This is a genomic window from Janthinobacterium sp. 1_2014MBL_MicDiv (assembly GCF_001865675.1).
In the GTDB taxonomy this organism is placed as follows: domain Bacteria; phylum Pseudomonadota; class Gammaproteobacteria; order Burkholderiales; family Burkholderiaceae_D; genus Janthinobacterium.
Genome location: NZ_CP011319.1, coordinates 285,262 through 311,375, shown reverse-complemented (window position 1 = coordinate 311,375; position 26,114 = coordinate 285,262). Strand labels below are relative to the sequence as shown.

At 63.3% G+C, this 26,114-nt stretch carries 24 protein-coding genes; 13 read left to right on the top strand and 11 right to left on the bottom strand.

Going from position 1 to position 26,114, the window contains the following annotated elements:
* Positions 1-16 precede the first annotated feature (16 nt).
* The 6 genes from YQ44_RS01340 to recA form a co-directional block, all read right to left on the bottom strand.
* A complete protein-coding gene (locus tag YQ44_RS01340) occupies positions 17-481 on the bottom strand; it encodes a pilin (protein ID WP_083411585.1) in 465 nt (154 codons plus the stop codon).
* Between the two features lie 214 nt (positions 482-695).
* A complete protein-coding gene (gene sucD / locus YQ44_RS01335; protein ID WP_034746085.1) occupies positions 696-1,577 on the bottom strand; it encodes a succinate--CoA ligase subunit alpha in 882 nt (293 codons plus the stop codon).
* 13 nt (positions 1,578-1,590) lie between these two features.
* Positions 1,591-2,760, bottom strand: a complete 1,170-nt coding sequence (sucC, locus tag YQ44_RS01330; protein WP_071321838.1) for an ADP-forming succinate--CoA ligase subunit beta — start codon at positions 2,758-2,760, stop codon at positions 1,591-1,593.
* A gap of 78 nt (positions 2,761-2,838) precedes the next feature.
* Complete coding sequence (locus YQ44_RS01325; protein ID WP_335589257.1) at positions 2,839-3,549, bottom strand: DUF2889 domain-containing protein; 711 nt, start codon at positions 3,547-3,549, stop codon at positions 2,839-2,841.
* A 405-nt stretch (positions 3,550-3,954) separates the two neighbouring features.
* Positions 3,955-4,410, bottom strand: a complete 456-nt coding sequence (gene recX, locus YQ44_RS01320; protein WP_071321837.1) for a recombination regulator RecX — start codon at positions 4,408-4,410, stop codon at positions 3,955-3,957.
* 253 nt (positions 4,411-4,663) lie between these two features.
* Positions 4,664-5,770, bottom strand: a complete 1,107-nt coding sequence (gene recA, locus YQ44_RS01315; protein ID WP_071321836.1) for a recombinase RecA — start codon at positions 5,768-5,770, stop codon at positions 4,664-4,666.
* Positions 5,771-5,972: 202 nt separating this feature from the next.
* Here recA and YQ44_RS01310 point away from each other — a divergent pair, with 202 nt between their 5' ends.
* The 5 genes from YQ44_RS01310 (at position 5,973) to YQ44_RS01290 (ending at position 11,949) form a co-directional block, all read left to right on the top strand.
* Positions 5,973-6,707 (top strand): response regulator, encoded by a 735-nt coding sequence (locus YQ44_RS01310; RefSeq protein WP_071321835.1) that lies wholly within the window; start codon positions 5,973-5,975, stop codon positions 6,705-6,707.
* The gene (locus YQ44_RS01305; protein WP_071321834.1) at positions 6,704-8,242 is read left to right on the top strand and encodes a sensor histidine kinase; all 1,539 of its coding nucleotides are present in this window, start codon (positions 6,704-6,706) and stop codon (positions 8,240-8,242) included. Before YQ44_RS01310 ends, YQ44_RS01305 begins: the two co-directional genes overlap by 4 nt.
* Entirely contained in the window at positions 8,235-8,549 is a 315-nt protein-coding gene (locus tag YQ44_RS01300) for a DUF4212 domain-containing protein (protein WP_071321833.1), read from the top strand. The genes YQ44_RS01305 and YQ44_RS01300 overlap by 8 nt, the downstream gene beginning before the upstream one ends.
* Positions 8,546-10,594 carry a sodium:solute symporter family protein gene (locus tag YQ44_RS01295; RefSeq protein ID WP_071321832.1) on the top strand — a complete coding sequence of 683 codons (2,049 nt, stop codon included), beginning with the start codon at positions 8,546-8,548 and terminating at the stop codon, positions 10,592-10,594. The genes YQ44_RS01300 and YQ44_RS01295 overlap by 4 nt, the downstream gene beginning before the upstream one ends.
* 128 nt (positions 10,595-10,722) lie before the next feature.
* Entirely contained in the window at positions 10,723-11,949 is a 1,227-nt protein-coding gene (locus YQ44_RS01290) for a 6-phosphofructokinase (protein ID WP_071321831.1), read from the top strand.
* Here the strand turns inward: YQ44_RS01290 and YQ44_RS01285 are convergent.
* Positions 11,946-12,779, bottom strand: a complete 834-nt coding sequence (locus YQ44_RS01285) for an IclR family transcriptional regulator (RefSeq protein WP_083411584.1) — start codon at positions 12,777-12,779, stop codon at positions 11,946-11,948. The two genes, YQ44_RS01290 and YQ44_RS01285, sit on opposite strands and share 4 nt — an antisense overlap.
* A gap of 163 nt (positions 12,780-12,942) precedes the next feature.
* Between YQ44_RS01285 and YQ44_RS01280 the strand changes: the two genes are divergently transcribed.
* Together YQ44_RS01280 and YQ44_RS01275 are read left to right on the top strand one after the other, a co-directional pair.
* Positions 12,943-14,559 (top strand): GMC family oxidoreductase, encoded by a 1,617-nt coding sequence (locus tag YQ44_RS01280; protein ID WP_071321830.1) that lies wholly within the window; start codon positions 12,943-12,945, stop codon positions 14,557-14,559.
* 167 nt (positions 14,560-14,726) lie between these two features.
* Positions 14,727-16,049 (top strand): MFS transporter, encoded by a 1,323-nt coding sequence (locus YQ44_RS01275; RefSeq protein WP_071321829.1) that lies wholly within the window; start codon positions 14,727-14,729, stop codon positions 16,047-16,049.
* Positions 16,050-16,114: 65 nt separating this feature from the next.
* Here YQ44_RS01275 and purM read toward each other — a convergent pair whose 3' ends face one another.
* Positions 16,115-17,158, bottom strand: coding sequence for a phosphoribosylformylglycinamidine cyclo-ligase (purM, locus tag YQ44_RS01270; RefSeq protein WP_034788683.1), 1,044 nt, complete (start codon positions 17,156-17,158; stop codon positions 16,115-16,117).
* Positions 17,159-17,347: 189 nt separating this feature from the next.
* Here purM and YQ44_RS01265 point away from each other — a divergent pair, with 189 nt between their 5' ends.
* From YQ44_RS01265 to panB, 6 genes are all read left to right on the top strand, one after another.
* Positions 17,348-18,430, top strand: a complete 1,083-nt coding sequence (locus YQ44_RS01265) for an AI-2E family transporter (RefSeq protein ID WP_071321828.1) — start codon at positions 17,348-17,350, stop codon at positions 18,428-18,430.
* Positions 18,431-18,506: 76 nt separating this feature from the next.
* On the top strand, positions 18,507-19,175 hold the full coding sequence (gene hda, locus YQ44_RS01260; protein ID WP_071321827.1) for a DnaA regulatory inactivator Hda: 669 nt from the start codon (positions 18,507-18,509) through the stop codon (positions 19,173-19,175).
* Positions 19,175-19,846: an HAD family hydrolase gene (locus YQ44_RS01255; protein WP_071326180.1), complete on the top strand. Its 672-nt coding sequence runs from the start codon at positions 19,175-19,177 to the stop codon at positions 19,844-19,846. The genes hda and YQ44_RS01255 overlap by 1 nt, the downstream gene beginning before the upstream one ends.
* A complete protein-coding gene (gene pcnB / locus YQ44_RS01250; RefSeq protein ID WP_071321826.1) occupies positions 19,839-21,212 on the top strand; it encodes a polynucleotide adenylyltransferase PcnB in 1,374 nt (457 codons plus the stop codon). Before YQ44_RS01255 ends, pcnB begins: the two co-directional genes overlap by 8 nt.
* 8 nt (positions 21,213-21,220) lie before the next feature.
* Positions 21,221-21,700 carry a 2-amino-4-hydroxy-6-hydroxymethyldihydropteridine diphosphokinase gene (gene folK, locus YQ44_RS01245; RefSeq protein WP_071321825.1) on the top strand — a complete coding sequence of 160 codons (480 nt, stop codon included), beginning with the start codon at positions 21,221-21,223 and terminating at the stop codon, positions 21,698-21,700.
* A 98-nt stretch (positions 21,701-21,798) separates the two neighbouring features.
* On the top strand, positions 21,799-22,674 hold the full coding sequence (gene panB, locus YQ44_RS01240) for a 3-methyl-2-oxobutanoate hydroxymethyltransferase (protein WP_198043854.1): 876 nt from the start codon (positions 21,799-21,801) through the stop codon (positions 22,672-22,674).
* Between the two features lie 116 nt (positions 22,675-22,790).
* Here panB and YQ44_RS01235 read toward each other — a convergent pair whose 3' ends face one another.
* Genes YQ44_RS01235 through YQ44_RS01225 form a run of 3 tightly spaced genes read right to left on the bottom strand, consistent with a single transcriptional unit; the run spans position 22,791 to position 26,113 of the window.
* On the bottom strand, positions 22,791-24,281 hold the full coding sequence (locus tag YQ44_RS01235) for an aldehyde dehydrogenase (RefSeq protein ID WP_071321824.1): 1,491 nt from the start codon (positions 24,279-24,281) through the stop codon (positions 22,791-22,793).
* A 36-nt stretch (positions 24,282-24,317) separates the two neighbouring features.
* Complete coding sequence (locus tag YQ44_RS01230) at positions 24,318-25,175, bottom strand: ABC transporter permease (protein WP_071321823.1); 858 nt, start codon at positions 25,173-25,175, stop codon at positions 24,318-24,320.
* Positions 25,172-26,113: an ABC transporter permease subunit gene (locus YQ44_RS01225; RefSeq protein ID WP_071321822.1), complete on the bottom strand. Its 942-nt coding sequence runs from the start codon at positions 26,111-26,113 to the stop codon at positions 25,172-25,174. The genes YQ44_RS01230 and YQ44_RS01225 overlap by 4 nt, the downstream gene beginning before the upstream one ends.
* Position 26,114 lies beyond the last annotated feature (1 nt).

The window sequence follows — 26,114 nt, the reverse complement described above, 5'->3', positions numbered from 1 at the left end:
GCCAGGCAGTCGGCGCTCACAGCGTTGCCGCCGGCGGTGGCGGATTGTTCTTCAGGATGGCCTCGATCGCCGCCCCATTCGTCACCGTGGTGCTGTTCATCCACGTCAGGCTGCTGCTGCCCGGCGTCAAGGTCATTTTCACGATCTTGCCACCCACGCCATTGCCCAGATCGCCAGCCAGGGTCAGCTCGATATCGCCCGTCGTGACCTTGGCGCTGGCCACTTCGCGCGTCGGCGTGAATAGCGGGATGACGCCGGGCACGTTGGCGGCGGGCGTGCTGCAGATGGCTGCAGCGCCGCCATTTTCCTGCACGCACAGGGCCACGGCCGTCTTCAACGGAGCGGCAGCGGCCAGCACGTTGCTGACCTTGGCCCGCATCGTGTAGTCGCCATACTGGGGAATGGCCACGGCCGCCAGGATGCCGGCGATGGCCACGACGATCATCAGTTCTATCAGGGTAAATCCGCTTTGCGCGCGCATCGTTTCCTCCCTTGTGCAGATGCTCATGTCCTGCACGGTGCAAGCGCCATGCCAGCGGCGCGCATGGGGCGGAAGGGATAGGAAAGCAAGAAAAACGACGCATTTGGGCGCCATCGGTCGCTTTTCGTCCCCCCGGCGCCACGATCCGCCGTAGCGCACAGACAAAAAAAAGGAGCCGAAGCTCCTTTTTTGTACTGCGGCGACCAGGCTGAAATTACAGCATGGCTTTCAGCAGACGCGCCATTTCCGACGGGTTCTTGGTCACGGTGATGCCGCAAGCTTCCATGATTTCCAGCTTGGCTTGTGCCGTATCGGCACCGCCCGAGATCAGCGCGCCGGCGTGGCCCATGCGCTTGCCTGGAGGAGCGGTCACGCCAGCGATGAAGCCAACGACCGGTTTTTTCATGTTGTCTTTGATCCAATAAGCCGCGTTGGCTTCATCCGGACCGCCGATTTCGCCGATCATGATGACCGCGTCGGTATCTGGATCGTCATTGAACATCTTCATGATGTCGATGTGCTTCAGACCGTTGATCGGGTCGCCGCCGATGCCGACTGCCGACGATTGGCCCAGGCCCAGTGCGGTCAGCTGACCCACTGCTTCATAGGTCAGGGTGCCCGAACGCGACACCACGCCGATACGGCCCTTCTTGTGGATGTGGCCTGGCATGATGCCGATCTTGATTTCGTCTGGCGTGATCAAGCCTGGGCAGTTAGGGCCCAGCAGCAAGGTTTTGCTGTTGGCTTTAGCCATGCGGTCTTTCAGGGCCATCATGTCACGGACAGGAATGCCTTCGGTGATGCAAATGGCCAGATCCATTTCAGCTTCGACAGCTTCCCAGATCGCCGCTGCCGCGCCTGCTGGCGGTACGTAGATCACGGAAACGTTGGCGCCGGTTTCTTTTTTCGCTTCGGTGACGTTAGCGAAAATAGGAATGCCTTCGAAGTCTTCGCCGGCTTTCTTCGGGTTCACGCCTGCCACGAAGGCAGCTTTGCCGTTCGCGTAGTCGCGGCAACCGCGGGTGTGGAACTGGCCGGTCTTGCCGGTGATCCCTTGGGTAACGACTTTGGTATCTTTATTGATCAGAATGGACATGTTGATTCCTTAATTAAGCTTGACCGGCAGCAGCGGCAACGACGCTCTTGGCTGCATCTTCCATGGTGTCGGCTGCGATGATAGGCAGACCGGAATCGGCCAGCATCTTCTTGCCCAGGTCTTCGTTGGTGCCCTTCATGCGCACGACCAGCGGTACGTTCAGCGAAACGGCTTTCACCGCGGCGATGACGCCTTCGGCGATCACGTCGCAACGCATGATGCCGCCGAAAATGTTCACCAGGATAGCTTTCAGGCCTGGGTTTTTCAGCATGATCTTGAACGCTTCGGTCACTTTTTCTGCCGTGGCGCCGCCGCCGACGTCCAGGAAGTTGGCTGGCTCGCCGCCGAACAGCTTGATGGTGTCCATGGTGGCCATGGCCAGGCCGGCGCCGTTCACCAGGCAACCGATGTTGCCGTCGAGCGAGATGTAGGCCAGGTCGAATTTCGACGCTTCGATTTCAGCTGGATCTTCTTCGTCCAGATCGCGCAGGGCGACGATTTCCGGATGACGGAACAGGGCGTTCGGGTCAAAGTTGAACTTGGCGTCCAGGGCGATGACTTTGCCGCTGCCGGTGACGATCAGCGGGTTGATTTCGGCCAGCGAGCAATCGGTTTCCCAGTACGCTTTGTACAGGCCTTGCAGGTTGACGCGGGCGTCGGCGATGGAACCGGCAGGCACGCCGATCTTGGCGGCGATGTCGTCTGCCTGGGCATCGGTCAGGCCTACGCCCGGATCGATGGTGACGTGGTGGATCTTCTCAGGGTGGCTCTCGGCCACTTCTTCGATGTCCATGCCGCCTTCGGACGAAGCCATCAGGACGATTTTCTGGGTGACGCGGTCGGTGACCAGCGAAACGTACAGTTCCTGTTTGATGTCGGCGCCTTCTTCCACCAGCAGGCGGTTGACTTTCTGGCCTTCGGCGCTGGTCTGGTGCGTGATCAGCTGCATGCCCATGATCTGGTCGGCGTATTCCTTGACCTGTTCGATCGATTTTGCCACTTTCACGCCGCCGCCCTTGCCGCGGCCACCTGCGTGGATCTGCGCCTTGACGACCCATACCGGACCGCCCAGGGTTTCCGCAGCCTTGACGGCTTCGTCGACGGACATGCACGGAATACCGCGTGGTACCGTCACTCCGTGCTGCCGGAGGATTTCTTTGGCTTGATACTCATGGATTTTCATGCTGGCTTCCCTTCTGATACTGATTTGTAAAAATACGGTTAGTGGTGCAAAAAAAACAGGAAAAACAGAGCGCCGGGGTCACGCCTTGGCTACCCAGCGCGGGTAATACTGTGCAACTGCCCCGCCATCGGTGCGCAGGGCGTGGCATTTGTCGAGTTGAAACGGCTTTTCATGCGACAAGTCAGCATTCGCACCGTCACGGGTCGACCAGACATCGCCGGCAAATGCCTGAACCGTTGCAGTCGGCAAGACTTGCGCCAGTTCGGTCAAATGGGTACAGCCGGCGATTCCCGCCAGGCGCTGTTTCAAGTCGCGGCGGAAATTCTTCAATAGATTCAGACCGATCAGCGCCCTGTAGGCGGGGCCGATGGTATCGCAAAAACCGGGATACGGCACGGCATCGGAGGCAGCTTCGGCCTCGACAATGGTCAGTTCGCGATCGACGGTAATGCGTAAATGGAGGTCATGCAGGGGGGCGCCGGCGGGACGGGGGCCGGAGGCCAGGGTCGCGTCATAGCTTTTGATATCGGTGATACGGGCGTCAATATCCCACAGGCCGTCGTCGCGCAGATACGCTTGGACGTCGATAACGCGGGAGTGCCGTAGGGCGCGCCGGGATACGGGAGTTGACAGGGGCATAAGACCGATGCCGCTTGCGCGGCCATAATTTAGTAAGCAGCCATGTGCATAAAGCACGCCGTTCGCAGCTTCTACGAACAGCAACCGCACCTGCGGCGCCGCAAAAACCCTAAAAGTGTAGCACACTGGACGCCGGTTGCGCCGCAACATAATTTTTCATTGCTTTGATAAAAACATTTCAAAGCATAAAGAATTCACATGGAAATTGACGCTGTTATCACGCATGGTGATGATAGATATGGCCCGATCTCGCCATGCGCCGCGCCAAACAGGCCCGTCGCCCCGGCGCGCGGCTGGGCTGGCCCGACGAACGATGCGCAGTGCAACAATACGCCGCCGTCCGACCAGCGGATGGACAAGGCAAACGGCATTGGCAGGAAGATAATGATACGCGGCGGCACCGGCCCGCCAGCGCCGGCACAGACAGGACCGTGACTGTTGCAGATGGAACACAGCGGAGACCGGCCCGCCGGCCAGCATACGAGCGGCGGACCGGAGCGGGGGGGCGACGCCGCAAGGTGCGATGCGCGCGCCGTGCGAACCACGTCGGTTCGGCTAGTCGTCCTCGGGCTCCAGGCCTTTCAAGGCCACCTGCACGGCGCGCTGGGAAAAACCGCGCTGCATCAGGAAGCGCATCTGCTTGCTGCGCTGCTCGGCATCCTGCGCCACTACACCAAACTTGCGGCGCCACACCTCGCAGGCACGCGCCACCTCGCCTTCGGCCAGCCCGGCCTTGAGCTCTTGCAGCGCCTCGCCGCCGATGCCATGGCTTTGCAGCTCGGCCATGATGCGGCTGTTGCCAAAGCGCGCCGAGCGGCGATGGATCAGCGACTCGGAAAAACGTTCCTGCGACAGCCAGTTGGCCTGCTCCAGGCTGTCGAGCAAGGCTTCCACATCGTCGCCTTCCTGCGCATGGCGCTGCAGCTTGCGCCGCAATTCCATGCGGCTGTGTTCACGCATCGACAGGAAGCGTAGCGCCCTGCCCTTCAGGCTCAACTGTACCGCTGCCATCATTCCACCCTATCGTCCATCACATCAACACCACAGATATAGCGTCAAACATACCGCCAAAATACAAATGCCGCCTGGCGCACGGGCGCGAGGCGGCATTCATTGTAGATCTTTTGCCCGGCAAGCTGCGGCGCAAGGGGCCGCCATCCTGCTGCGGCAGGACCGCCCGAAAGCGGACCCTGCCGCGGCAACTGGCCTGGACGAACAATTTTCCTGCTGAGTTGCCGGCTAAATTGCCTGCTGAGTTGCCTGCTTACTCGGCCGCTTTCGCTTCCGCAGCCTTGGCCGCCTTGTCGGCGGCTTTATCCGCTTTTTCCGGCTTTTCAGCGGCCAGCGGCGGCAGTTCACGTACGCCCAGCGATGCGCGGACCTTGTTTTCGATCTCGCGTGCCAGTGCCGGACGCTCTTGCAGGAAGGCGCGGGCGTTGTCCTTGCCCTGGCCGATGCGTTCGCCGTTATAGCTGTACCACGAACCGGATTTTTCCACGATCTTGGCATCCGAACCCAGGTCGAGGATTTCGCCTTCGCGCGAGGTGCCGGCGCCGTACAGGATGTCGAAGTGCGCTTCCTTGAATGGCGGCGCGATCTTGTTCTTGACGACCTTGACCTTGGTTTCGTTGCCGATCACTTCATCGCCGGACTTGATCGAGCCGGTACGGCGGATGTCCAGGCGCACGGAAGCGTAGAATTTCAGCGCATTGCCGCCGGTGGTCGTTTCCGGGCTGCCGAACATCACGCCGATCTTCATGCGGATCTGGTTGATGAAGATGACCAGGGTGTTCGTGCGGTTGATGGAACCGGTCAATTTACGCAGCGCTTGCGACATCAGACGCGCTTGCAGGCCCGGCAGGGAATCGCCCATGTCACCTTCGATCTCGGCGCGTGGCGTCAGTGCGGCCACGGAGTCGATGACCACCAGGTCGACGCTGCCCGAACGCACGAGGGCGTCGCAGATTTCCAGCGCCTGCTCGCCCGTATCCGGTTGCGAGATCAGCAATTCATGCAGGTTTACACCCAGTTTTTGCGCATAGCCGACGTCGAGCGCGTGCTCGGCATCAATAAAGGCGCAGGTGCCGCCCAATTTTTGCATTTCTGCAATGGTTTGCAGGGTCAAGGTGGTTTTACCCGACGATTCCGGACCGTAGATTTCCACCACGCGGCCGCGCGGCAAGCCGCCGACGCCCAGCGCGATATCCAGGCCGAGCGAACCGGTCGACACGACTTGCACTTCTTCGATCGGTGCGCTGGCATCCATACGCATGACCGAACCTTTGCCAAACTGCTTCTCGATCTGCGCCAGTGCGGCGGCGAGCGCCTTGGCTTTTTCCGATGCGGGTACTACAGCTTTTTTATCGTCCATATGTTCTTTCAGCCTGGGTGAGCGCGTGGGTTAAATTCGTTACAGACACTACTGTATAAAAAAACAGTGATCAATGCAAGCGGAACGTGGATTTGTTTTGAAACAGATCAATACAAGCCTTGTTTTTCACAAAAACTCGCCACCTTGCGGAAAATGAAACACAATACAAGCTTCTACCGTCGCAAGCCGAGGAAGCCTGACCATGCGTATTTTACTTGCCGAAGATGACAGCGTGCTGGCTGACGGGCTGACCCGTTCGCTGCGCCAGTCCGGCTATGCCATCGACTACGTGAAGAACGGACAGGAAGCCGATACGGCCCTGTCCACCCAGGAATTCGACTTGCTGATCCTCGACCTCGGCTTGCCGAAGATGTCGGGACTGGAAGTGCTGCGCCGCCTGCGCGCGCGCGCTTCGCTGCTGCCCGTGCTGATCCTGACGGCCGCCGATTCCATCGAGCAACGTGTGAATGGCCTCGACCTGGGCGCCGACGATTATATGGCCAAGCCGTTCGCCCTGTCGGAACTGGAGGCAAGAGTGCGCGCCCTGACCCGGCGCGGCGCGGGCGGCGGCGCCACCATCATCAAGCACGGTCCGCTCAGCTATGACCAGGTGGGACGCAGCGCCTACATCAACGACCAGATGCTCGACCTGTCGGCGCGCGAACTGGGCTTGCTGGAAATCCTGCTGGGCCGTACGGGCCGTCTCGTTTCCAAAGAGCAGCTGGTCGACCACCTGTGCGAATGGGGAGAAGAGGTGTCGAACAACGCCATCGAAGTGTATGTGCACCGGCTGCGCAAGAAGATCGAAGTGGGCGGCGTGCGCATCGCCACCGTGCGCGGCCTCGGCTATTGCCTGGAAAAATATTCGGAAGCGGCGCGCCTGCAAGCCGAAGCGGGCGAGGCGGCCGCCCCTGCCAGCGGTCCCGCCACCAAGTGAAGGCGCGCGAGGCGCCCGCGGACGAGGCGGCGGACGACGACTGGTTCGAGCCGCCCACCACGGAACAGGATGACACCATCGAGCATTCGCTGTTCGGCGAAATTCTCGACTGGATGCTGGCGCCCTTGCTGCTGCTGTGGCCGATGAGCATCGCCATCACCTACCTGGTGGCCAAGAGCATCGCGAATCAACCGTTCGACCATGCGCTGGAAGACAGCGTCACCGTGCTGACGCAGCAGGTCAAGCAGGCCGATGGCGCCATGCTGCGCCGCCAGCCGGACAAGAACGCCAGCAACACGGGCCGCGACTTCCTGCGCGGCGACGATGTCGACACCCTGTATTACCTGGTGCTGGGCGAGCGCGGCGAATACCTCGACGGCGACCGCGACTTGCCGCAGCCGCAGGACCCCGACAAATACCGCAGCGGCACCGTGCTGTTTCGCAATGACACCATCCATGGCACGCCCGTGCGCGTGGCCTTCACCTATCTCGACATGCCGGCCAGCACCGACGACGAGCCGCGCCGCGCCCTGGTGCAAGTGGGCGAAACCCTGGAAAAGCGCGCGCAGCTGGCAAACGAAATCATCAAGGGCGTGATCTTGCCGCAGTTCATCATCCTGCCCGTGATCCTGGCCCTGGTCTGGTTTGCCCTGGCGCGCGGCCTGTCGCCGCTGGCGCAGTTGCAGGAACGCATACGCGCGCGGCCGCCGGACGATTTATCGCCGATCGAATCGGGCCAGGTGCCCGAGGAAATCACGCCACTGGTCGGTTCGCTCAACGACATGCTGGCGCGTCTGTCGCTGTCGATCGACATGCAGAAGCGCTTCATCGCCGACGCGGCGCACCAGATGAAGACACCGCTGGCCGGCATGCGCATGCAATCCGAGCTGGCCTTGCGCCAGACCGACCACGACGAGATCCACCGCTCGCTGTTGCAGCTGGCCAAGAGTTCGGAGGCGGCCACGCGGCTGGTGAACCAGCTGCTGGCCCTGGCGCGCGCGGAAAACCAGCCGCAGGCGGGCACGGCGTTTGAACCGATCGAACTGAGCGAACTGGCGCGCGGCGTGGTGCAGGACTGGGTGCAAGCCTCGTTTGCCCAGCATATCGACCTGGGCTTCGAGCAGGCAGCATACCCGATCATAATTTCCGGCAATGCCATCATGCTGCGCGAACTGCTGAGCAACCTGATCGACAACGCCCTGCGCTACACGCCTGCCGGCGGCAGCGTCACGGTGCGCGTGCGCAGCACCCTCGAGCTGGCCATCCTGGAAGTGGAGGATACGGGCCCCGGCATTCCGCCAGCGGAGCGGGCGCACGTGTTCGAACGCTTTTATCGCATTCTCGGCAGCAATGCCGACGGCAGTGGCCTGGGCCTGGCCATCGTGCGCGAAATCGCCCAGCAGCACGGCGCCGAAGTCGACATTTTCAATAATCCGCGTGCGCAGTCGCCCAAGCTGCCGGGCACGCTGTTGCGCCTATGCATAGCCCTGCTGCTGCCGGACGCGCCCGAAGAGGATGACATCACATATGGATAAGCCGGTTCCACCTGCCGCGCCGGCGCGGCCGTCGCGCGCGCCCAGTCCCGAGTTGCAGCAGCGCCTCGATGCGCACTGGCTCAGGACGCGGCGCCTGACGGCCGTCTTGCTGCTCATCTGGCTGCTGACAGGCTTTCTGACCGTGTTTTATGCGCGCGAACTGCTGCATCTGAATCTGTTCGGCTGGCCGCTGCCCTTCTATATGGCGGCCCAGGGCGCCTCGCTCGTGTACCTGGCCATCATCGCCGTGTATGCCTGGCGCATGCGCCGCCTGGACCGGGCCTTCCATGCCAGCGAGCAAGCATGAGCGGCCAGCGCACCTTCTTTGGCCGGCTGTGCCGCTACTACCTGCTGTTTGCCGGCGGCTTCGCCGCCTTCCTGCTGGCCCTGACGGTGCTGGAGCAGGAAGGCATGCCGCGCGTCTGGATCGGCTACCTGTTCATGTTCGCCACCATCAGCCTGTATGCCACCATCGGCGTCATCAGCCGCACCTCGAACGTCACGGAATACTATGTGGCGGGGCGCAGGGTGCCGGCCATGTTCAACGGCATGGCGACGGCCGCCGACTGGATCTCGGCCGCCAGCTTCATCAGCCTGGCGGGCGGCCTGTACCTGAACGGCTTCGATGGTCTGGCCTTCATCATGGGCTGGACGGGCGGCTATTGCCTGGTAGCGCTGCTGATCGCGCCCTACCTGCGCAAGTTCGGCCAGTACACGATCCCCGATTTCCTCGCTGCCCGCTACGGCAGCGGCGCGGACGGGCGTGGCGCCGCCGTGCGCGTGGTGGCCGTGGCCGCCACCATCATCGTGTCATTTACGTATGTGGTGGCGCAAATCTACGCCGTCGGCCTGATCGCCTCGCGCTTCACGGGCGTGGATTTTTCCGTCGGCATCTTCCTGGGCCTGGCCAGCATTCTCGTGTGCTCCTTTCTCGGCGGCATGCGCGCCATCACCTGGACGCAAGTGGCGCAATACATCATCATCCTCGTCGCCTTCCTGATTCCCGCCATGTGGCTGTCCGTCAAGCATGCGGACAATCCCGTGCCGCAGATCGCGTATGGCAAGGTGCTGCCACAACTGAGCGCGCGCGAGCACGTGCTGGAGGCCGATCCGAAGGAAAACGAGGTGCGCGCCATCTTCCGCCAGCGCGCCATCAGCTACCAGGCGCGCATCGACGGCTTGCCCGGTTCCTGGGAACAAGGTCACCTGGCCGCCCAGCGCCAGCTCGACAATTTGCGCCAGCGCAATGCCTCACTGTTCGATATCCGCAACGCGGAACGCAGCCTGATCGCCTATCCGAAAAGTCCCGATGAAGCGCGCGCGCTGTGGCAAACGGCGCAAGCACACAACCAGAAGCGCGCCGAGCCGATCACGCCGCACGCGCTGCCGTTTCCCGCGCCGGACCGCGCGCAATCCGACATCAAGCGCAACAATTTCCTCGCCCTCGTGTTTTGCATGATGCTGGGCACGGCCGCCCTGCCCCATATCCTGATGCGATCCTACACCACGCCCTCCGTGCACGAAACGCGCGTCTCCGTGTTCTGGACCCTGTTCTTCATCTTGTTGATCTATCTCACGATTCCTGCGCTGGCCGTGCTGGTCAAGTACGACATTTACTCGGCGCTGGTGGGCACGCAATACGCGAACCTGCCCACATGGGTATCGTACTGGGCCAACGTGGACAAGCTCAGCCCCCTGATCAGCATCGTCGACGTCAACCGCGACGGCATCGTGCAACTGGCGGAAATTTCCATCGACGCCGACGTGCTGGTGCTGGCCACGCCCGAGATCGCCGGCCTGCCCTACGTGATATCCGGCCTGGTGGCGGCGGGCGGCCTGGCCGCCGCCCTGTCGACGGCGGACGGCTTGCTGCTGGCCATCTCCAACGCCCTGTCGCACGACATCTATTACAAGGTGGTCGATCCCACCGCATCGACGCAGAAGCGCGTGACGATCTCGAAACTGCTGCTGCTGGCCGTGGCCTTCATCGCCGCCTACGCGGCCTCGCAAAAACCGGCCGACATCCTGTCGCTGGTGGGCGTGGCCTTCTCGCTGGCCGCCTCGACCCTGTTCCCGCCCCTCGTGCTGGGCGTGTTCTGGAAACGCACCACTTACCAGGGTGCGCTGGCCGGCATGCTGGCAGGCTTCGGCGTGTGCCTGTATTACATGCTGCACACGAGCGCCATGCTGGGCGGCAGTGCAGCCGGGCAATGGCTGCATATCGCACCGATTTCCGCCGGCATCTTCGGCGTGCCGGCCGGCCTGGCCGCCGCCATCCTCGTCAGCTGGCTGACGCCGGCGCCGGGACGCCGCAGCACGGGATTGGTCGAGCATATCCGCGCACCGGAATAACAATGCGAATAACAATGCATCAAGGGCTGGGGGATGCAAAACAATGTCTCGACAGACTTATCGGAAAAGACGGCACAGCCGCAAAAAAGGAGTAGGCTGGAGGGCCGTTCCACTTACGAGGAAATCCCATGCCGTCTGGAAAAATTCTTGTCGCCCAAGGGGGCGGTCCCACCGCCGTCATCAACCAGTCGCTGGTAGGCGTGGTGCTCGAATCGCGGCGCTTCCAGCACGTCACGCGCGTATATGGGGCGCTGCATGGGGTGCGCGGCATCGTCAATGAAGAGTTTGTTGATCTGACGCAGGAAACCAGCCATAACCTGGAACTGGTGGCCGCCACGCCCTCGTCCGCCCTCGGCTCCACGCGCGACAAGCCCGACATCGCCTACTGCCAGCAAATCTTCGAAGTGCTGCGCGCGCACGAGATCGAACACTTCTTTTACATCGGCGGCAACGACTCATCCGACACGGTGCGCATCGTCAGCGAGGAAGCGCACAAGGCCGGCTACCCGCTGCGCTGCATCCACATTCCCAAGACCATCGACAACGACCTGGTGGGCAGCGACCACACGCCCGGCTTTCCTTCGGCCGCGCGCTTCGTCGCGCAGGCGTTCGCCGGCGCCAACCTCGACAACGCCGCCCTGCCTGGCGTCTACGTGGGCGTGGTGATGGGCCGCCACGCGGGCTTCCTGACAGCCGCCTCGGCGCTGGGCAAGAAGTTCCCCGACGACGGCCCGCACCTGATCTACCTGCCCGAGCGCGTCTTCGTGCTGGAAAACTTCCTCGCCGACGTGAAGGCCGCGTATGCCAAGTACGGGCGCTGCGTGATCGCCGTCTCCGAAGGCATCCACGATGCCTCGGGCGAGCCGATCGCCAGCCTGCTGGCCAAACAGGTGGGCAACGAGGTCGAGCGCGATGCGCACGGCAATGTGCAATTGTCGGGCACGGGCGCGCTGGCCGACCTGCTGTGCGACGAGATCAAGTCCAAGCTCGGCATCAAGCGCGTGCGCGGCGACACCTTCGGCTATTTGCAGCGCTCCTTCATCGGCTGCGTTTCCGACGTCGACCAGCGCGAGGCGCGCGAAGTGGGCGAAAAGGCCGTGCAGTTCGCCATGTGGGGCGAGCGCGACGGTTCCGTCGCCATCAAGCGCACGGGCTTCTATTCCGTCGACTATGCATTGCTGCCCCTGTCGGACGTGGCGGGCAAGACGCGCACCATGGAAGACGAGTTCATCAGCGCCAGCGGCACGGACGTGACCGATGCTTTCAGGCTCTACCTGCGTCCGCTGCTCGGCTCCGGCATGCCGGACGCCTTCCGCCTGCGCGCCGCCAAAGTAGCGAAAGTCTTGAAGCCTTAGTGGCTTTCCGCCAGCAATAGCGGCCGCAGCTTGACGGCCGCCTCCTTGAGCTGCGGCACGTGCTGCATCAGCTGTTCCACGGATTTTCTCGCCACGGGCGCGTGGCAGGCGACGGCCGCCACGATGCGCCCGTCGGCCGCGCAGATGGGCACGGCCACGGCCACCATGCCGTGCACGAATTCCTCGTCGTCGATGCCGATGCCCAGGCGGGCGATGCGCACGATCTCGCGCTCGAGCAGCGCGGGATCCGTGATGCTCTTTGGCGTGCGCGCTTCCAGCCGCAGCATGGCCAGCAGCTCGCGCCGCTCCAGCAAGGACATGTGCGCCAGGAACAGCTTGCCGCTGGCCGTGCAATGCATGGGCGCGCGCGTACCGAGCACCAGGTGCAGGCGCAGCGGTTCCTGCGTTTCCACCCTATCCACATACACGATGGCATTGCCTTCTGGAATGGCGAGATTGCACGTCTCGCCCGTGGCCGCCACCAGGCTGCCCAGGATGCTGCGGCTGACACGGATCAGGGCATTGTTGCGCAGGGTGGCCAGCGCCAGGTTGGTCGAGGCGGCCCCCGGCACATAGCCGCGTCCCACGGGCGTGCGCAGCACGTAGCCGTGCTGTTCCAGCGTATCGAGCAGGCGCATCATGCTGGCCTTGGGCACCTGCATGCGCGTGGCCAGCTGCGACAGGGTCAGTGGCTGGCTGGCGCTGGCCAGGTGCTCGATCAGGCGCAGCACGCGCAAGCCGCGCGCCTCGTCGCCATGGCTGGCCGCCGCAGCGCCCGCCTGGCCAGCGTCTTCGGTCTCGGCCGACCGTTTTTGAAACGCATCATGCATGTTCTGTTTCACCTCTCGCGTATGCGGGTGTTTCCGCTTGTCTCGGTGTTGCGCGTCTTTTATAAATGGAACCAGATGTTCCAGAAATAATCAATAAAGACCAGTGTATCGCAAAAAACGCCCGCCGAGGCAAGCCGATACCGCAACGCAGGAGACAAGCACCATGTCGCAAACACACTACGATTACATCGTCGTCGGCGCCGGTTCGGCCGGCTGCGTGCTGGCCAACCGCCTGTCGCACGACAGCGGCAATCAGGTATTGCTGCTGGAAGCGGGCGGCAAGGACAACAATCCCTGGATACACGTGCCGGTCGGCTATTTCAAGACCATGCACGATCCCAGGCTGGACTGGTGCTACCGCACGGAAGCGGACGCCGGCATCGCCGGGCGCCAGTTGCAATGGCCGCGCGGCAAGGTACTGGGCGGCTCCAGCTCGCTCAACGGCTTGCTGTATGTACGGGGCCAGAAGGAAGACTACGACCGCTGGGCCGAACTGGGCAACGCCGGCTGGAGCTATGCCGAGGTGCTGCCCTACTTTAAGAAATCGGAAGACCAGGAACGCGGCGCCAGCGACTACCACGGCGTCGGCGGCCCCTTGAAAGTGTCGGACCTGCGCCTGCGCCGTCCCATCGCCGAACACTTCATCGCCGGCGCCACGGAAAGCGGCATCCCCTTCAATGCCGATTACAACGGCGCCACGCAGGAAGGCGTCGGCTACTTCCAGCAGACGGCCAGCAATGGACTGCGCTGGAGCACGGCGAAAGCCTTTTTACGGCCGGCCCGCAAGCGCGCCAACCTGCGCGTGGAAGTGCGCGCGCAAATCACGCGCGTGCTGTTCGAAGGCAGGCGCGCCGTCGGCATCGAATACCGGCAGGATGGCCAGCTGCGTCAGGCGCGCGCCAGCGGCGAAGTGATTTTATGCGCGGGCGCCATCGGCTCGCCGCAAATCCTGCAATGCTCGGGCGTGGGGCCGCGCGCCCTGCTCGAGGAAGTCGGCGTGCCGCTCGTGCACGACCTGCCCGGCGTGGGACAGAACCTGCAAGACCACCTGCAAATCCGCCTCGTCTTCAAGACCCGGCTGAAAACCCTGAACGATGAAGTCAACAGCCTGTGGGGCAAGCTGTGGGTGGGCATGCAATATGTGTTTTCCCGCTCGGGGCCATTGACCCTGGCGGCCAGCCAGGTGACGGTGTTTACCAAGTCCTCGCCCGAGGTGGAGCGGCCCGACATCCAGTTCCACATGCAGCCGCTGAGCGCCGACAAGCCGGGCGAAGGCGCGCATCCGTTTTCCGCGTTCACCTCGTCCGTGTGCCAGCTGCGCCCGCACAGCCGCGGCCACGTGTCGATCAAGTCCGCCGATCCCCTCGCCTATCCGGGCATCTACCCGAATTACCTGTCCGACCCGCGCGACCAGCAGACGGCGATTGCCGCCCTGCGCGTGGCGCGCCGCATCGCCGCGGCGCCGTCGCTGGCGCCGCACATCATTTCCGAGTTCGTGCCCGGCCCGCAATTCGAGACGGACGCGCAGCTGCTGGATGCGGCGCGCCGCTTCAGCCAGTCGATCTACCACCCGAGCGGCACCTGCAAGATGGGCCACGACGCCATGGCGGTCGTCGATGACCGCCTGCGCGTGCACGGCATGCAGGGCTTGCGCGTGGTCGACGCCTCGATCATGCCGGAAATCGTCTCGGGCAATACGAATGCGCCCACCATCATGATCGCCGAAAAAGCCGCCGACATGATCCTGGCGGACGCCGTGCGCCTGCCGCAGGCGGCATAGCGGACGCCCGATCCACTCGCACCCGATTCCCCCCTACCCGAGGAGGATGCCAGCGGCGGGCAGACCGGCCCGCCCCTGTTTGACCAGCCGCCGCGCCAGCAGCGCGGCGGCTGCACCCCAACCATCCAAAAAAAACACATAATCGATATCGATTGGAGACTAGATATATGGACAACAATCCGAAAAAGGCCAAAGAGCTACGGAAAGTCGTGATGGCCAGCGTGATCGGCGCCACCATCGAATGGTATGACTTCTTCCTGTACGGCGTCGTCGCCGGCATCGTGTTCAGCAAGCTGTATTTCCCCGGCGGCGATCCGCTCGTCTCGACCATGCTGGCCTACGGCACCTTCGCCGTGGGCTTCCTGTCGCGCCCCATCGGCGGCGTGATCTTCGGCCACTTCGGCGACAAGATCGGCCGCAAGAGCATGCTGGTGATGACCCTGATGATCATGGGCATCTCCACCTTCCTGATCGGCGTGCTGCCGACCTATGACCACATCGGTTACTGGGCGCCCGCCCTGCTGCTGTTCCTGCGCGTGCTGCAGGGCATCGGCCTCGGTGGCGAATGGGGCGGCGCCGTGCTGATGGCGTATGAATATGCGCCGCCGAAGGAGCGCGGCTTCTATGCCAGCCTGCCGCAGATCGGCCTGGCCATCGGCCTGTGCCTCGCTTCCGGCGTGGTGGCGATCCTGTCGTACAGCCTGACGGATGCGCAATTTTTGTCCTGGGGCTGGCGCGTCGCCTTCATCCTGTCGGCCGCCCTCGTCTTCATCGGCATGTGGATACGCCTGAACGTGATGGAAACGCCGGAATTCCAGGCCGTCAAGGAGAAGAACGCGGAAACGCAGATTCCGTTTTTCGACCTGCTGAAACGCTATCCGGGCAACGTCTTGAAGGGCATGGGCGCGCGCTATATCGACGGCGTCTTCTTCAATATCTTCGGCGTGTTTTCCATCACGTATCTCACCAACACCATCAAGATCGCCCGCACGGAGGCACTGATGGGCGTGATGGCGTCGGCCGTCGTGATGTGCTTCTGCATCCCCTTCTTCGGCCGGCTGTCGGACCGCATCGGCCGCAGCAAGGTGTTTTTCTGGGGTTCATTGATCACGGGCGTGTCGTCGATTCCCGCCTTCTGGATCATGCTCAACCACGCCGACAATCCGCTGCTGCTGTGGTGTTCCGTGATCATCCCGCTCGGCGTGCTGTATTCAGCCGTGTATGGCCCGGAAGCGGCGCTGTTCTGCGACCTGTTCGACGCCAGGGTGCGCTACACGGGCATCTCCTTCGTCTACCAGTTCTCCGGCATCTTCGCCAGCGGCCTGACGCCCATCATCGCCACCTACCTGCTGAAAACGGGCAATGGCGAGCCGTGGCACATCGTCGGCTACATCCTGTTCGCCTCCCTCGTCTCGGCCGTCAGCGTGGCCATGATCGGCAAGGGCGGCGCGCAGCCGGAAGGGGGCATGAAGCCGGCGCACGCACGGTAAGCTGGCGACAGGCGTAAAAAAAGCAGGCTCTCGAAAGAGGCCTGCTTTTTTATCCAAGCGAAGACTTAGATGACGATCGTCTGGTGCTCGTCACCCACGCGGGCACGGATGGTGCCGATGCGCGAGACGGTTTCGCCAGCCGCCTGCAATTGCGCGATGGCGGCGTCCGCGTTTTCCTGCGAGACGATGACGGTCATGCCGATGCCGCAGTTGAAGACGCGGTGCATCTCGGCGTCAGCCACGCCGCCATGCTGTTGCAGCCACGTGAACAGCGGCGGCATGGTCCATGCCTTCGAATCGAGTTCGGCGACCAGGCCAGGCTGCAGCACGCGCGGGATGTTTTCCACCAGGCCGCCACCGGTGATGTGCACCATGCCTTTGACTTCCATGGCATCCATCAGGGCCAGCAGCGGCTTGACGTAGATGCGCGTCGGCTGCATCAGCACGTCGGCCAGCTTGCGGCCGTGGAAATCGCCTTCCAGGTCCGGTTTCGCCACTTCGATGATCTTGCGCACCAGCGAGTAACCGTTCGAGTGCACGCCCGACGACGCCAGGCCCAGCACCACGTCGCCCGGGGCGATCTTGGTGCCGTCGATGATTTTCGATTTTTCCACGGCGCCGACGGCAAAACCTGCCAGATCGTATTCGCCGGCCGGGTACATGCTCGGCATTTCCGCCGTTTCGCCGCCGATCAGTGCGCAGCCCGCTTGTTCGCAACCCTGGGCGATGCCCTTGATGACGTCGGTGGCAATGGCCACGTCCAGCTTGCCGCAAGCGAAGTAGTCGAGGAAGAACAGCGGCTCGGCGCCTTGCACCAGGATATCGTTGACGCTCATGGCGACCAGGTCGATGCCGACCGTGTCGTGGCGGTTCAGTTCGAACGCCAGGCGCAATTTGGTGCCGACGCCGTCGGTGCCCGAGACCAGGACCGGTTCCTTGTACTTCTTGCTGATTTCAAACATGGCGCCAAAACCGCCCAGGCCGCCCATCACGCCTTCGCGCAGGGTGCGCTTGGCAAACGGCTTGATTGCTTCGACTAAAGCGTCGCCTGCGTCGATATCGACGCCAGCGTCACGGTAGGAAAGGGAAACATTAGAAGTCTGGTTCATGGTGTGGTGGCAGCGGAGGCGGTAAAATAGAAGGCGGATACCCGCCGGCACGCGCGCGCAAGCATGTTTTTCAACATCGTGCGGCAGGCGGCCAGCCGGTGAATTCGGTCGATCAATACGCTATTTTATCAAACTGCCCCCGCAATTTCGTAATTAACTGCCTTTTTTTAACGCAACAGCACAAACCACATGCCATTTCCCATCACCGCAGAACAGAAGCAAACAGCATTTTGGATCGCGGTCTGGCTGGCATTTTTGCTGTTGCTGGTCAGCCTGGGCCCCATCCTGACGCCCTTCCTGGCCGCCGCCATCCTCGCCTACGTGCTCAATCCGGGCGTGGACCGCCTGCAGCGCCTGCATTACAAGCGTTTTTACCTGCCCCGGCCGCTGGCCGTGCTGGTCGTCGTAGTGTTGTTTTTCCTCGCGATCACGGCGCTGGTGCTGATCGTCGTGCCCGTGCTGCAAAAGGAAATCCCGTTGCTGCAGGCGCAGATACCGCAGTTTCTCAGCAAGGCCAACGAGTTCCTCGCGCCGAAGCTGCGCGACCTGGGCATCCGCGTGCGCCTGGACGGCACGGGCATCAAGCGCATGCTGAGCCAGCAGATGGCCACCAGCGGCGATGAAATCTGGAGCACCGTGCTGGCGTCGGCGCGCATCGGCGGCACGGCCGTGCTGGGCTGGCTGGCCACCGTCGTGCTGATCCCCGTGGTCTTGTTCTACCTGTTGCTGGACTGGCATCCGATGCTGGCGCGCATCGCCGGCGCCGTGCCGCGCCGCTGGGTCGGCCGCACGGTGGGCATGGCGCAGGAAGTCGACACCCTGCTGGCGCAATACCTGCGCGGCCAGCTGCTGGTGATGCTGGTGCTGGCCACGTATTACTCGGCCGCGCTGGCCATCGCCGGCTTCGAGGTCGCATTGCCTGTAGGCATCATCACGGGCTTGCTGGTCTTCATCCCCTATCTGGGCTTCGGCCTGGGGCTGGCGCTGGCGCTGATCGCCGCCCTGCTGCAGTTTGCCGACTGGAGCGGCGTGATCGCCGTGGCCGTCATCTACGGCTGCGGCCAGGTCATCGAAGGCTTTTTCCTCACGCCGCGCCTGGTGGGCGAGCGCATCGGCTTGAATCCGCTGGCCGTGATTTTCGCCCTGTTGGCGTTTGGACAATTATTTGGTTTCGTCGGCGTTTTGCTCGCTTTACCCGCTTCTGCCGTGCTGATGGTCGCTTTTAAGCATCTTCGGCGCCACTACCTGTCCAGCAGCTTCTATAATACATAATAAAAGCGGATATCATATCAACCTAGCAATACCACGATGCACATGCAGTAATGAAAAACAGGACAAGGCGTACGCCATGAAACAACTGGTGCTCGATTTAGGCACAGACCAGGCGCACAGCCTCGATACCTTCGAGGTGGGACAGAATGCCGAAGTGGCGCAGCTGATGCGCCAGTTCGCCGCGCGCACGTCGCGCGAACATTTTGCCTACCTGTGGGGCGAACTGGCCGCCGGCAAGAGCCATCTGCTCAAGGCCCTGGCCAGCACCGAGCGCGCGCGCTATATTTCGCCGTTCTCGATCGAGTCCGAATTCGTGTATTCGCCTGACGTGGATTTGTACCTGCTCGACGACTGCGAAAAACTCTCGCCGCTGGCGCAGATCGACGCCTTTGCCCTGTTCAATGAAATCCGCGCCAACAAGGCCTATATGGTGTGCAGCGGCGCCGTGCCGCCGGCCGTGCTGCCCGTGCGCGAAGACTTGCGCACGCGCATGGGCTGGGGCCTGATCTATCAGATCCACGGCTTGACGGACGATGAAAAAATCGCCGCCCTGACCCAGGCGGCCAGCACCCGCGGCTTGACCTTGTCGCCGGGCGTGTTACCCTACCTGCTGTCCCATTTCCGGCGCGACATGCGTTCGCTGTCGACGATGCTGGACTCTCTCGACCTATACTCCCTTGAAACCCAACGTCCGATCACCTTGCCATTGTTGCGCGAGTTGTTGCAGGCGGAAGCGAAAGAATGATGAATCTGGCCCTGTTTGACCTCGACCACACCCTGCTGCCCATCGACTCGGATCACGAGTGGGGCGAGTTCCTGGTACGCATCGGTGCCGTGGACGCCGCCGAATTCACCCGACGCAACGACGAATTCTTCGCGCAATACCAGGCCGGCACCCTCGACCCGGTGGAATACCTGGAATTTTCCCTGGGCACCCTGGCGCAATTCCCGCGCGATCGCCTCGAGGCGCTGCACCGGCAATTCATGGCCGAAGTGGTCATGCCGGCCATCCGCCCCGAAGTCGTGGCCCTGCTCAAGCAGCACCAGGACGCGGGCGACCTGCTGGCCATCGTCACGGCCACCAACCATTTCATCACCAAACCCATCGCCGAGGCGCTGGGCGTCGAGCACCTGCTGGCCGCCATGCCCGAATATGACGCCGAGGGCAATGTCACGGGCAAGCTGCTGGGCACGCCCACCCTGGGCGCCGGCAAGCTGACCCACACCCATGCCTGGCTGGAAAAGATGGGCAAGGAACTGGGACAGTTCGAGCGCAGCTATTTCTACAGCGATTCGCACAACGACATTCCCTTGCTGTCGGTCGTTACCCACCCTGTCGCCACCAATCCCAATGCTGCCTTGAGCGCACACGCATCCCTCCACGGCTGGCCATCACTCCACTTATTCAATGATTAAAAAATTCATCCGCAAGATCCTCGGCGTTAAAAAAGAGGCAGCGCGCGACACCACGGCACCCATCGTGCTCGGTCCCGCGCAACACGGAATCGACCCGAAACTGGTGTCGTCGAATGCCATCCGCGTCACCAGCAGCCTGCAGGAAGCGGGCTTCGAAGCCTTCGTCGTCGGCGGCGCCGTGCGCGACCTGCTGCTGGGCGTCAAACCGAAAGACTTCGACATCGCCACCAACGCCACGCCGGAACAGGTCAAGCGATTGTTCCGCCGCGCCTTCATCATCGGCAAGCGCTTCCAGATCGTGCACGTGATGTTCGGCCAGGATTTGCTGGAAGTGACGACCTTCCGCGGCGCCGGCGCCGACTCCGCGCCCAAGGATGAACATGGCCGCGTCCTGCGCGACAACACCTTCGGCCTGCAGCACGAAGATGCGCTGCGCCGCGACTTCACCATCAACGCCATGTACTACAACCCGGCCACGCAGGAAGTGCTGGACTACCATGGCGGCGTGGAAGACATCCGCGCCAAGACCCTGCGCATGATCGGCAAGCCGGAAGAGCGCTACCGCGAAGACCCGGTGCGCATGCTGCGCGTGGTGCGCTTCGCCGCCAAGCTGAAATTCACCATCGAGCCGGCCACCGCAGCGCCGATTCCCGTCATGGCCCCGCTGATCAACAACGTGCCCGCGCCGCGCGTGTTCGACGAGATGCTGAAACTGCTGATGAGCGGCCACGCGCTGGCCTGTTTGCAGCAGCTGCGCAAGGAAGGCTTGCATCACGGCCTGCTGCCGCTGCTCGACGTGGTGCTGGAGCAGCCGCTGGGCGCGAAATTCGTCACCCTGGCGCTGGACGCCACCGACGCCCGCATCGCCGCCGGCAAGACCGTCTCGCCAGGCTTCCTGTTTGCCTCGCTGCTGTGGCACCAGGTGCTGGAAAAATGGACGGCCTACCGCGCCGCCGGCGAATCGACCATTCCCGCGCTGCACCTGGCGGCCGACGACGTGCTCGATTCGCAGACGGAAAAACTGGCCCTGCAGCGCAAGATCGGCTCGGACATGCGCGACATCTGGTCGATGCAGCCGCGCTTCGAGCGCCGCGTCGGCAAGGCGCCGTACAAGCTGCTCGAGCACCTGCGCTTCCGCGCCGGCTACGACTTCCTGCTGCTGCGCTGCGCCTCGGGCGAGATCGACCTGGACATCGGCGAATGGTGGACCGCATTCTACGAAGGCGACGAGGAAACGCGCGAAGCGCTGCTCGTCAGCGCGAATGCGGCGCCGGGCGCCGTCAAGAAGAAGCGCCCGCCACGCCGCAGCACGCGCAGCAAGACGGGCACAGGCGGCTCGACCACCGGCAGCACCAGCGGCGAGTAAACGCGGTCATGCAGACAGTAACCGCTTACATCGGCATCGGCGCCAACCTTGGCGACGCGCGCGCCAACGTGCAGGACGCGCTTGCGCGCCTGGCGCGCCTGTCCGGCGCCAGCCTGCTCGACGCCTCGGCCAGCTACCGCACGGCGCCCATCGACTCGAGCGGCGATGACTACATCAATGCCGTGGCGCGCATCGCGACCACCCTGCCGGCCGAAGCGCTGCTGCAGGCCCTGCACGCCATCGAGGCGGCGCACGGGCGCGAGCGCCCCTACCGCAACGCCCCGCGCACCCTGGACCTGGACTTGCTGCTGTACGGCGACGAACGGATCGCCAGCGCCACGCTGACAGTGCCGCATCCACGCCTGACGGAACGCGCCTTCGTGCTGGTGCCGCTGCTGGCCCTGGCGCCCGCCATCGTCGTGCCTGGCCTGGGGCCGGCCCAGGACTACCTGGTGGCTGTAGCCGACCAGGCCATCAGCCAGCTCTGACCAGAGCCGCCGCCATCCTCTACAATGCCGCTCCTGCAGCGCCCCGCATAAAGTACTACACTAGCGGCGTCGTACCCCTTTCACTCTAGAGAATACCTATGTCCGCTTATTTGCAAGGAACAGATCTGGCCGCAAAAGACAAGGCCGCCACACCAGCGCCGGCGCCATCCAAGCCTGTCGCCAACAAGGCCGTGACCATCCACACCCTGGCCACGCTGCGCGCCGCCGGCGAAAAGATCACCATGCTGACCTGCTATGACGCCAGCTTCGCGTCCCTGATGGACCGCTGCGGCGTGGAGATCCTGCTGATCGGCGATTCGCTCGGCATGGTCTGCAACGGCCACAACTCCACCCTGCCCGTCACCGTGGCCGAACTGGCCTACCACACGGCTTCCGTGGCGCGCGGCAGCAAGTCGGCCATGATCATGTCCGACCTGCCCTTCGGCGCCTACGGCACGCCCGAAACGGCCTATGCCAACGCCGTCATCCTGATGCAGGCTGGCGCGCACATGATCAAGATCGAAGGCGGCGCCTGGCTGGCCGAGATCGTGAAGTTCCTCACCGAACGCGGCATCCCCATCTGCGCGCACATCGGCCTGACGCCGCAATCGGTGCACCAGCTCGGTGGTTATAAAGTGCAGGGCAAGAGCACGGAAAGCGCGGCAGAACTGAAGAACGACGCGCTGGTGCTGCAAAACGCGGGCGCCGCCATCGTGCTGATGGAAGCGATGCCGTCGCAGCTGGGCAAGGAAGTCACCGACATGCTGACGATACCGACCATCGGCATCGGCGCAGGTCCCGACTGTTCGGGCCAGGTACTCGTCATGCACGACATGCTGGGCGTGTTCCCAGGCCGCAAGGCGCGCTTCGTGCGCAACTTCATGGAAGGCGCTGCCAGCATCGACGACGCCGTCACCGGCTACGTCAAGGCCGTCAAGGATGGCAGCTTCCCGGCGCTGGAACACTGCTTCTGATGTAGTGTGTTTGTCGGCTTGCGCGCTGCGCGCCAGGCCGGCCTACGACCTGTCGGCATCGTAGGTCGGGTTAGCGCAGCGTAACCCGACACCGCCACCAGCTCAAACTCTCGCCACTACCCCACCTGTATCCACGTCGTCTTCAGCTCCGTGTACTTGTCCAGCGCGTGCAGCGACTTGTCGCGCCCATTGCCCGACTGCTTGTAGCCGCCGAACGGCACGGTGATGTCATCGCCATCGTACTGGTTGACGTGCACGGTGCCGGCGCGCAGGGCGCGTGCCGTCTGGATGGCCTTGCTGATGTCCGACGTCCACACGGCCGCCTGCAAGCCATACGGCGTGGCATTCGCCTGCTTCACCGCTTCGGCGATATCCGTAAAGCCCAGCACGGACAGCACGGGGCCGAAGATCTCTTCGCGCGCGATCGTCATGCCGGCATCCACGTCGCCGAACACGGTCGGCTGCACGTAGTAGCCGCCCGTCTCCGCGCGCACGGCGTCGCCGCCGCCGAGCAGTGTCGCGCCCTCGTTCTTGCCTGCCGCGATATAGCCCATGACGGTGTGCATCTGCGTGGCGTCGACGATGGCGCCCATGACCGTGGCTTCGTCGAGCGGATCGCCCGGCTGGAAGCGCGGCAGCATGGCCAGCGCCTTGGCCAGGAACTCGTCCTTGATCGACTCTTCCACGAACAATCGCGAGGGCGCGTTGCAGCTTTCGCCCTGGTTGAAAAAGATGGAACCGACGGCGGCCGCCACGGCCTTGTCCAGATCCGGGCAATCGGCGCAGACGATGTTGGCGGACTTGCCGCCCAGTTCCGTCCAGGCCCGTTTCAGGTTCGACTGGCCCGCCATCTGCACGATCAGCTTGCCCGTGCGCGTGGAGCCCGTAAAGCCGATGCAATCGACATCCATATGCAGCGCCAGCGCGGCGCCGGCCTCGTTGCCGTAGCCGGGCAGCACGTTGAACACGCCCGGCGGGAGCCCCGCCAGCAGCGCGAGGTCGGCCAGGCGCAGGGCTGTCAGCGGCGATTTTTCCGACGGCTTCAGGATGACGCTGTTGCCTGCCGCCAGCGCGGGCGCGATCTTCCAGGCGGCCATGATCATCGGGTAATTCCACGGCACGATGGCGGCGACGACGCCCACCGGCTCGCGCGTGATCAGGGCCAGGCTGTTGGCCGGCGTGGGCGCGATTTCATCGTAGACCTTGTCGATCGCCTCGCCATACCAGCGCAGGCAGTTGGCCGTGGCGCCCACGTCCACGCTCTGGCTGTACTTGATCGGCTTGCCCATGTCCAGGGTTTCCAGCAGGGCCAGTTCGGGACCGTGCTGCTGCACCAGGTCGGCGAACTTGATCAATACGCGCTTGCGCTGCGCCGGCGATTTTCCCGCCCAGCGGCGGTCATCGAAGGCGGCGCGGGCGGCCAGCACGGCCGCGTCCACGTCCGCGCCATCGCAGCGGGCCACCTGCCCCAGCAGGCGCCCGTCGATGGGCGACAGATTGTCGAAGGTCTGGCCGGATCTGGCCCAGGCCCGTTCGCCGTTGATGATGGCGCGGCCATCGATCGTGAGCGCTGCTGCCCGTGCATGCCAGCTGGTGTTTTTCGTCATGGTCGTCTCCTGCAAGGTGAAAACGCCAGCTTACTCCTAGTCTGGCGTATAGGCCGCAGACAGTTGCTTGCGGCGTCTGCGGTCGGCGCGCGCCAGCATCACGGCATACACGATCACGGCGATCGACACGGCCAGGATGGTCAGCGCGGCAACCGCATTCACGCGCGGGTCGAGGCCCAGCCGCGCGCGCGAGAAAATCACCAGCGGCATGGTCGTCGAACCGGGGCCGGACAAAAAGGCGGACAGCACGACGTCGTCGAGCGACAGGGTAAATGTCAGCAGCCAGGCCGAGGCCAGCGCCTGCGTGATGTTCGGCAGGGTCACGAGGAAGAAGACCTGGTGCGCGCGGCAGCCCAGGTCCATCGCCGCCTCGGCCAGCGACTTGCTCATCTCCTGCAGGCGCGACTGCACCACCACGGCCGCGTACGCCATGCCCAGCAAGGTATGGCCAAGCCAGATGGTCAGCACGCCCCGCTCGGGAAAACCGAAGACCTTTTGCATGGACACCAGCATCAGCAGCAGGGACAGGCCGATGATCACTTCCGGCATCACGAGCGGCGCGCTGACCATGGCCGAAAACACGGTGCGGCCGCGGAAGCGCTGGTAGCTGGTCAGGGCGAAGGCGGCAAACGTGCCGAGGATGACGGAGGACGTGGCCGACATGAAGGCGATCTTCAGGGACAGGCCGAAACCCGAGATGATCTCCGTATCGCTCATCAGCTCACTGTACCAGCGCAGCGAGAAACCGCTCCACACCATGTCCTGGCGCGAGCTGTTGAACGAGAAGACGATCAGCACGATGATGGGCAGGTAGAGGAACAGGTAGCCCAGCGAAAGCCAGCCGCGGCCGAACCAGCGCTGCAGGAAAGAGTGCGCATTGTTACCTGTGCTCATGTTTGTTTCCCCGCGTCCTGGTCCATCTTGTACTTGTTAAAAATCGCCATCGGCACGAGGATCAGCAGGATCACCAGCACCGTCACCGACGAGGCCATGGCCCAGTCGTTATTGGTGAAATATTCATCCCACAGCACGCGGCCTATCATCAGGGTTTCCGGGCCGCCCAGCAGCTCGGGAATCACATACTCGCCGACGGACGGGATGAAGACCAGCATGGCGCCGGCGATGATGCCCGACTTCGACAGCGGCACGGTGATGCGCCAGAACGCCTGCAGGGGCGTGGCGCCCAGGTCGGCAGCAGCTTCCAGGTAACGCATGTCCATTTTGACCAGGTTGGCGTACAGCGGCAAAATCATGAAGGGCAGATAGGCGTACACCATGCCGACGACCAGCGAGAACGAGGTGTTCATCATGTGCAGCGGTTCGTTCACCACGCCCAGCGCGATCAGCAGGTCGTTGAGCAGGCCGTGGTTGGCCAGGATGCCCTTCCACGCATACACGCGCAGCAGGAACGAGGTCCAGAACGGCAGCATCACCAGCATCATCAGCACGGGGCGTATCGACGGCCTGGCGCGCGCCATGAAGTAGGCGAACGGGTAGCCGATGACGAGGCAGATGGCGGTGGTGATCGCCGCATACTTGAGGGAGCTGAGATAGGTCAGCAGATACAGTTCGTCGGCGGCGATGAACAGGTAGTTGGCGATTTTGACCTTCAGCACGACGATGCCGTCGACGTACGACAGCAGGCCGCCGAACGGGCTGCCCGCCGTTTCCATGTCCGACAGGCTGATGCGCAGCACGATCAGGAAAGGCACGAGGAAGGCGGCCGCCAGGAACAGCGACGGCACGGCGATGACGACGTTGCGGCCCGCATTTTTTCCCGTTATCCAGCGCAGGGTGACGAGATTGCGCAGCAATTGCAGAATAGGCGTCATG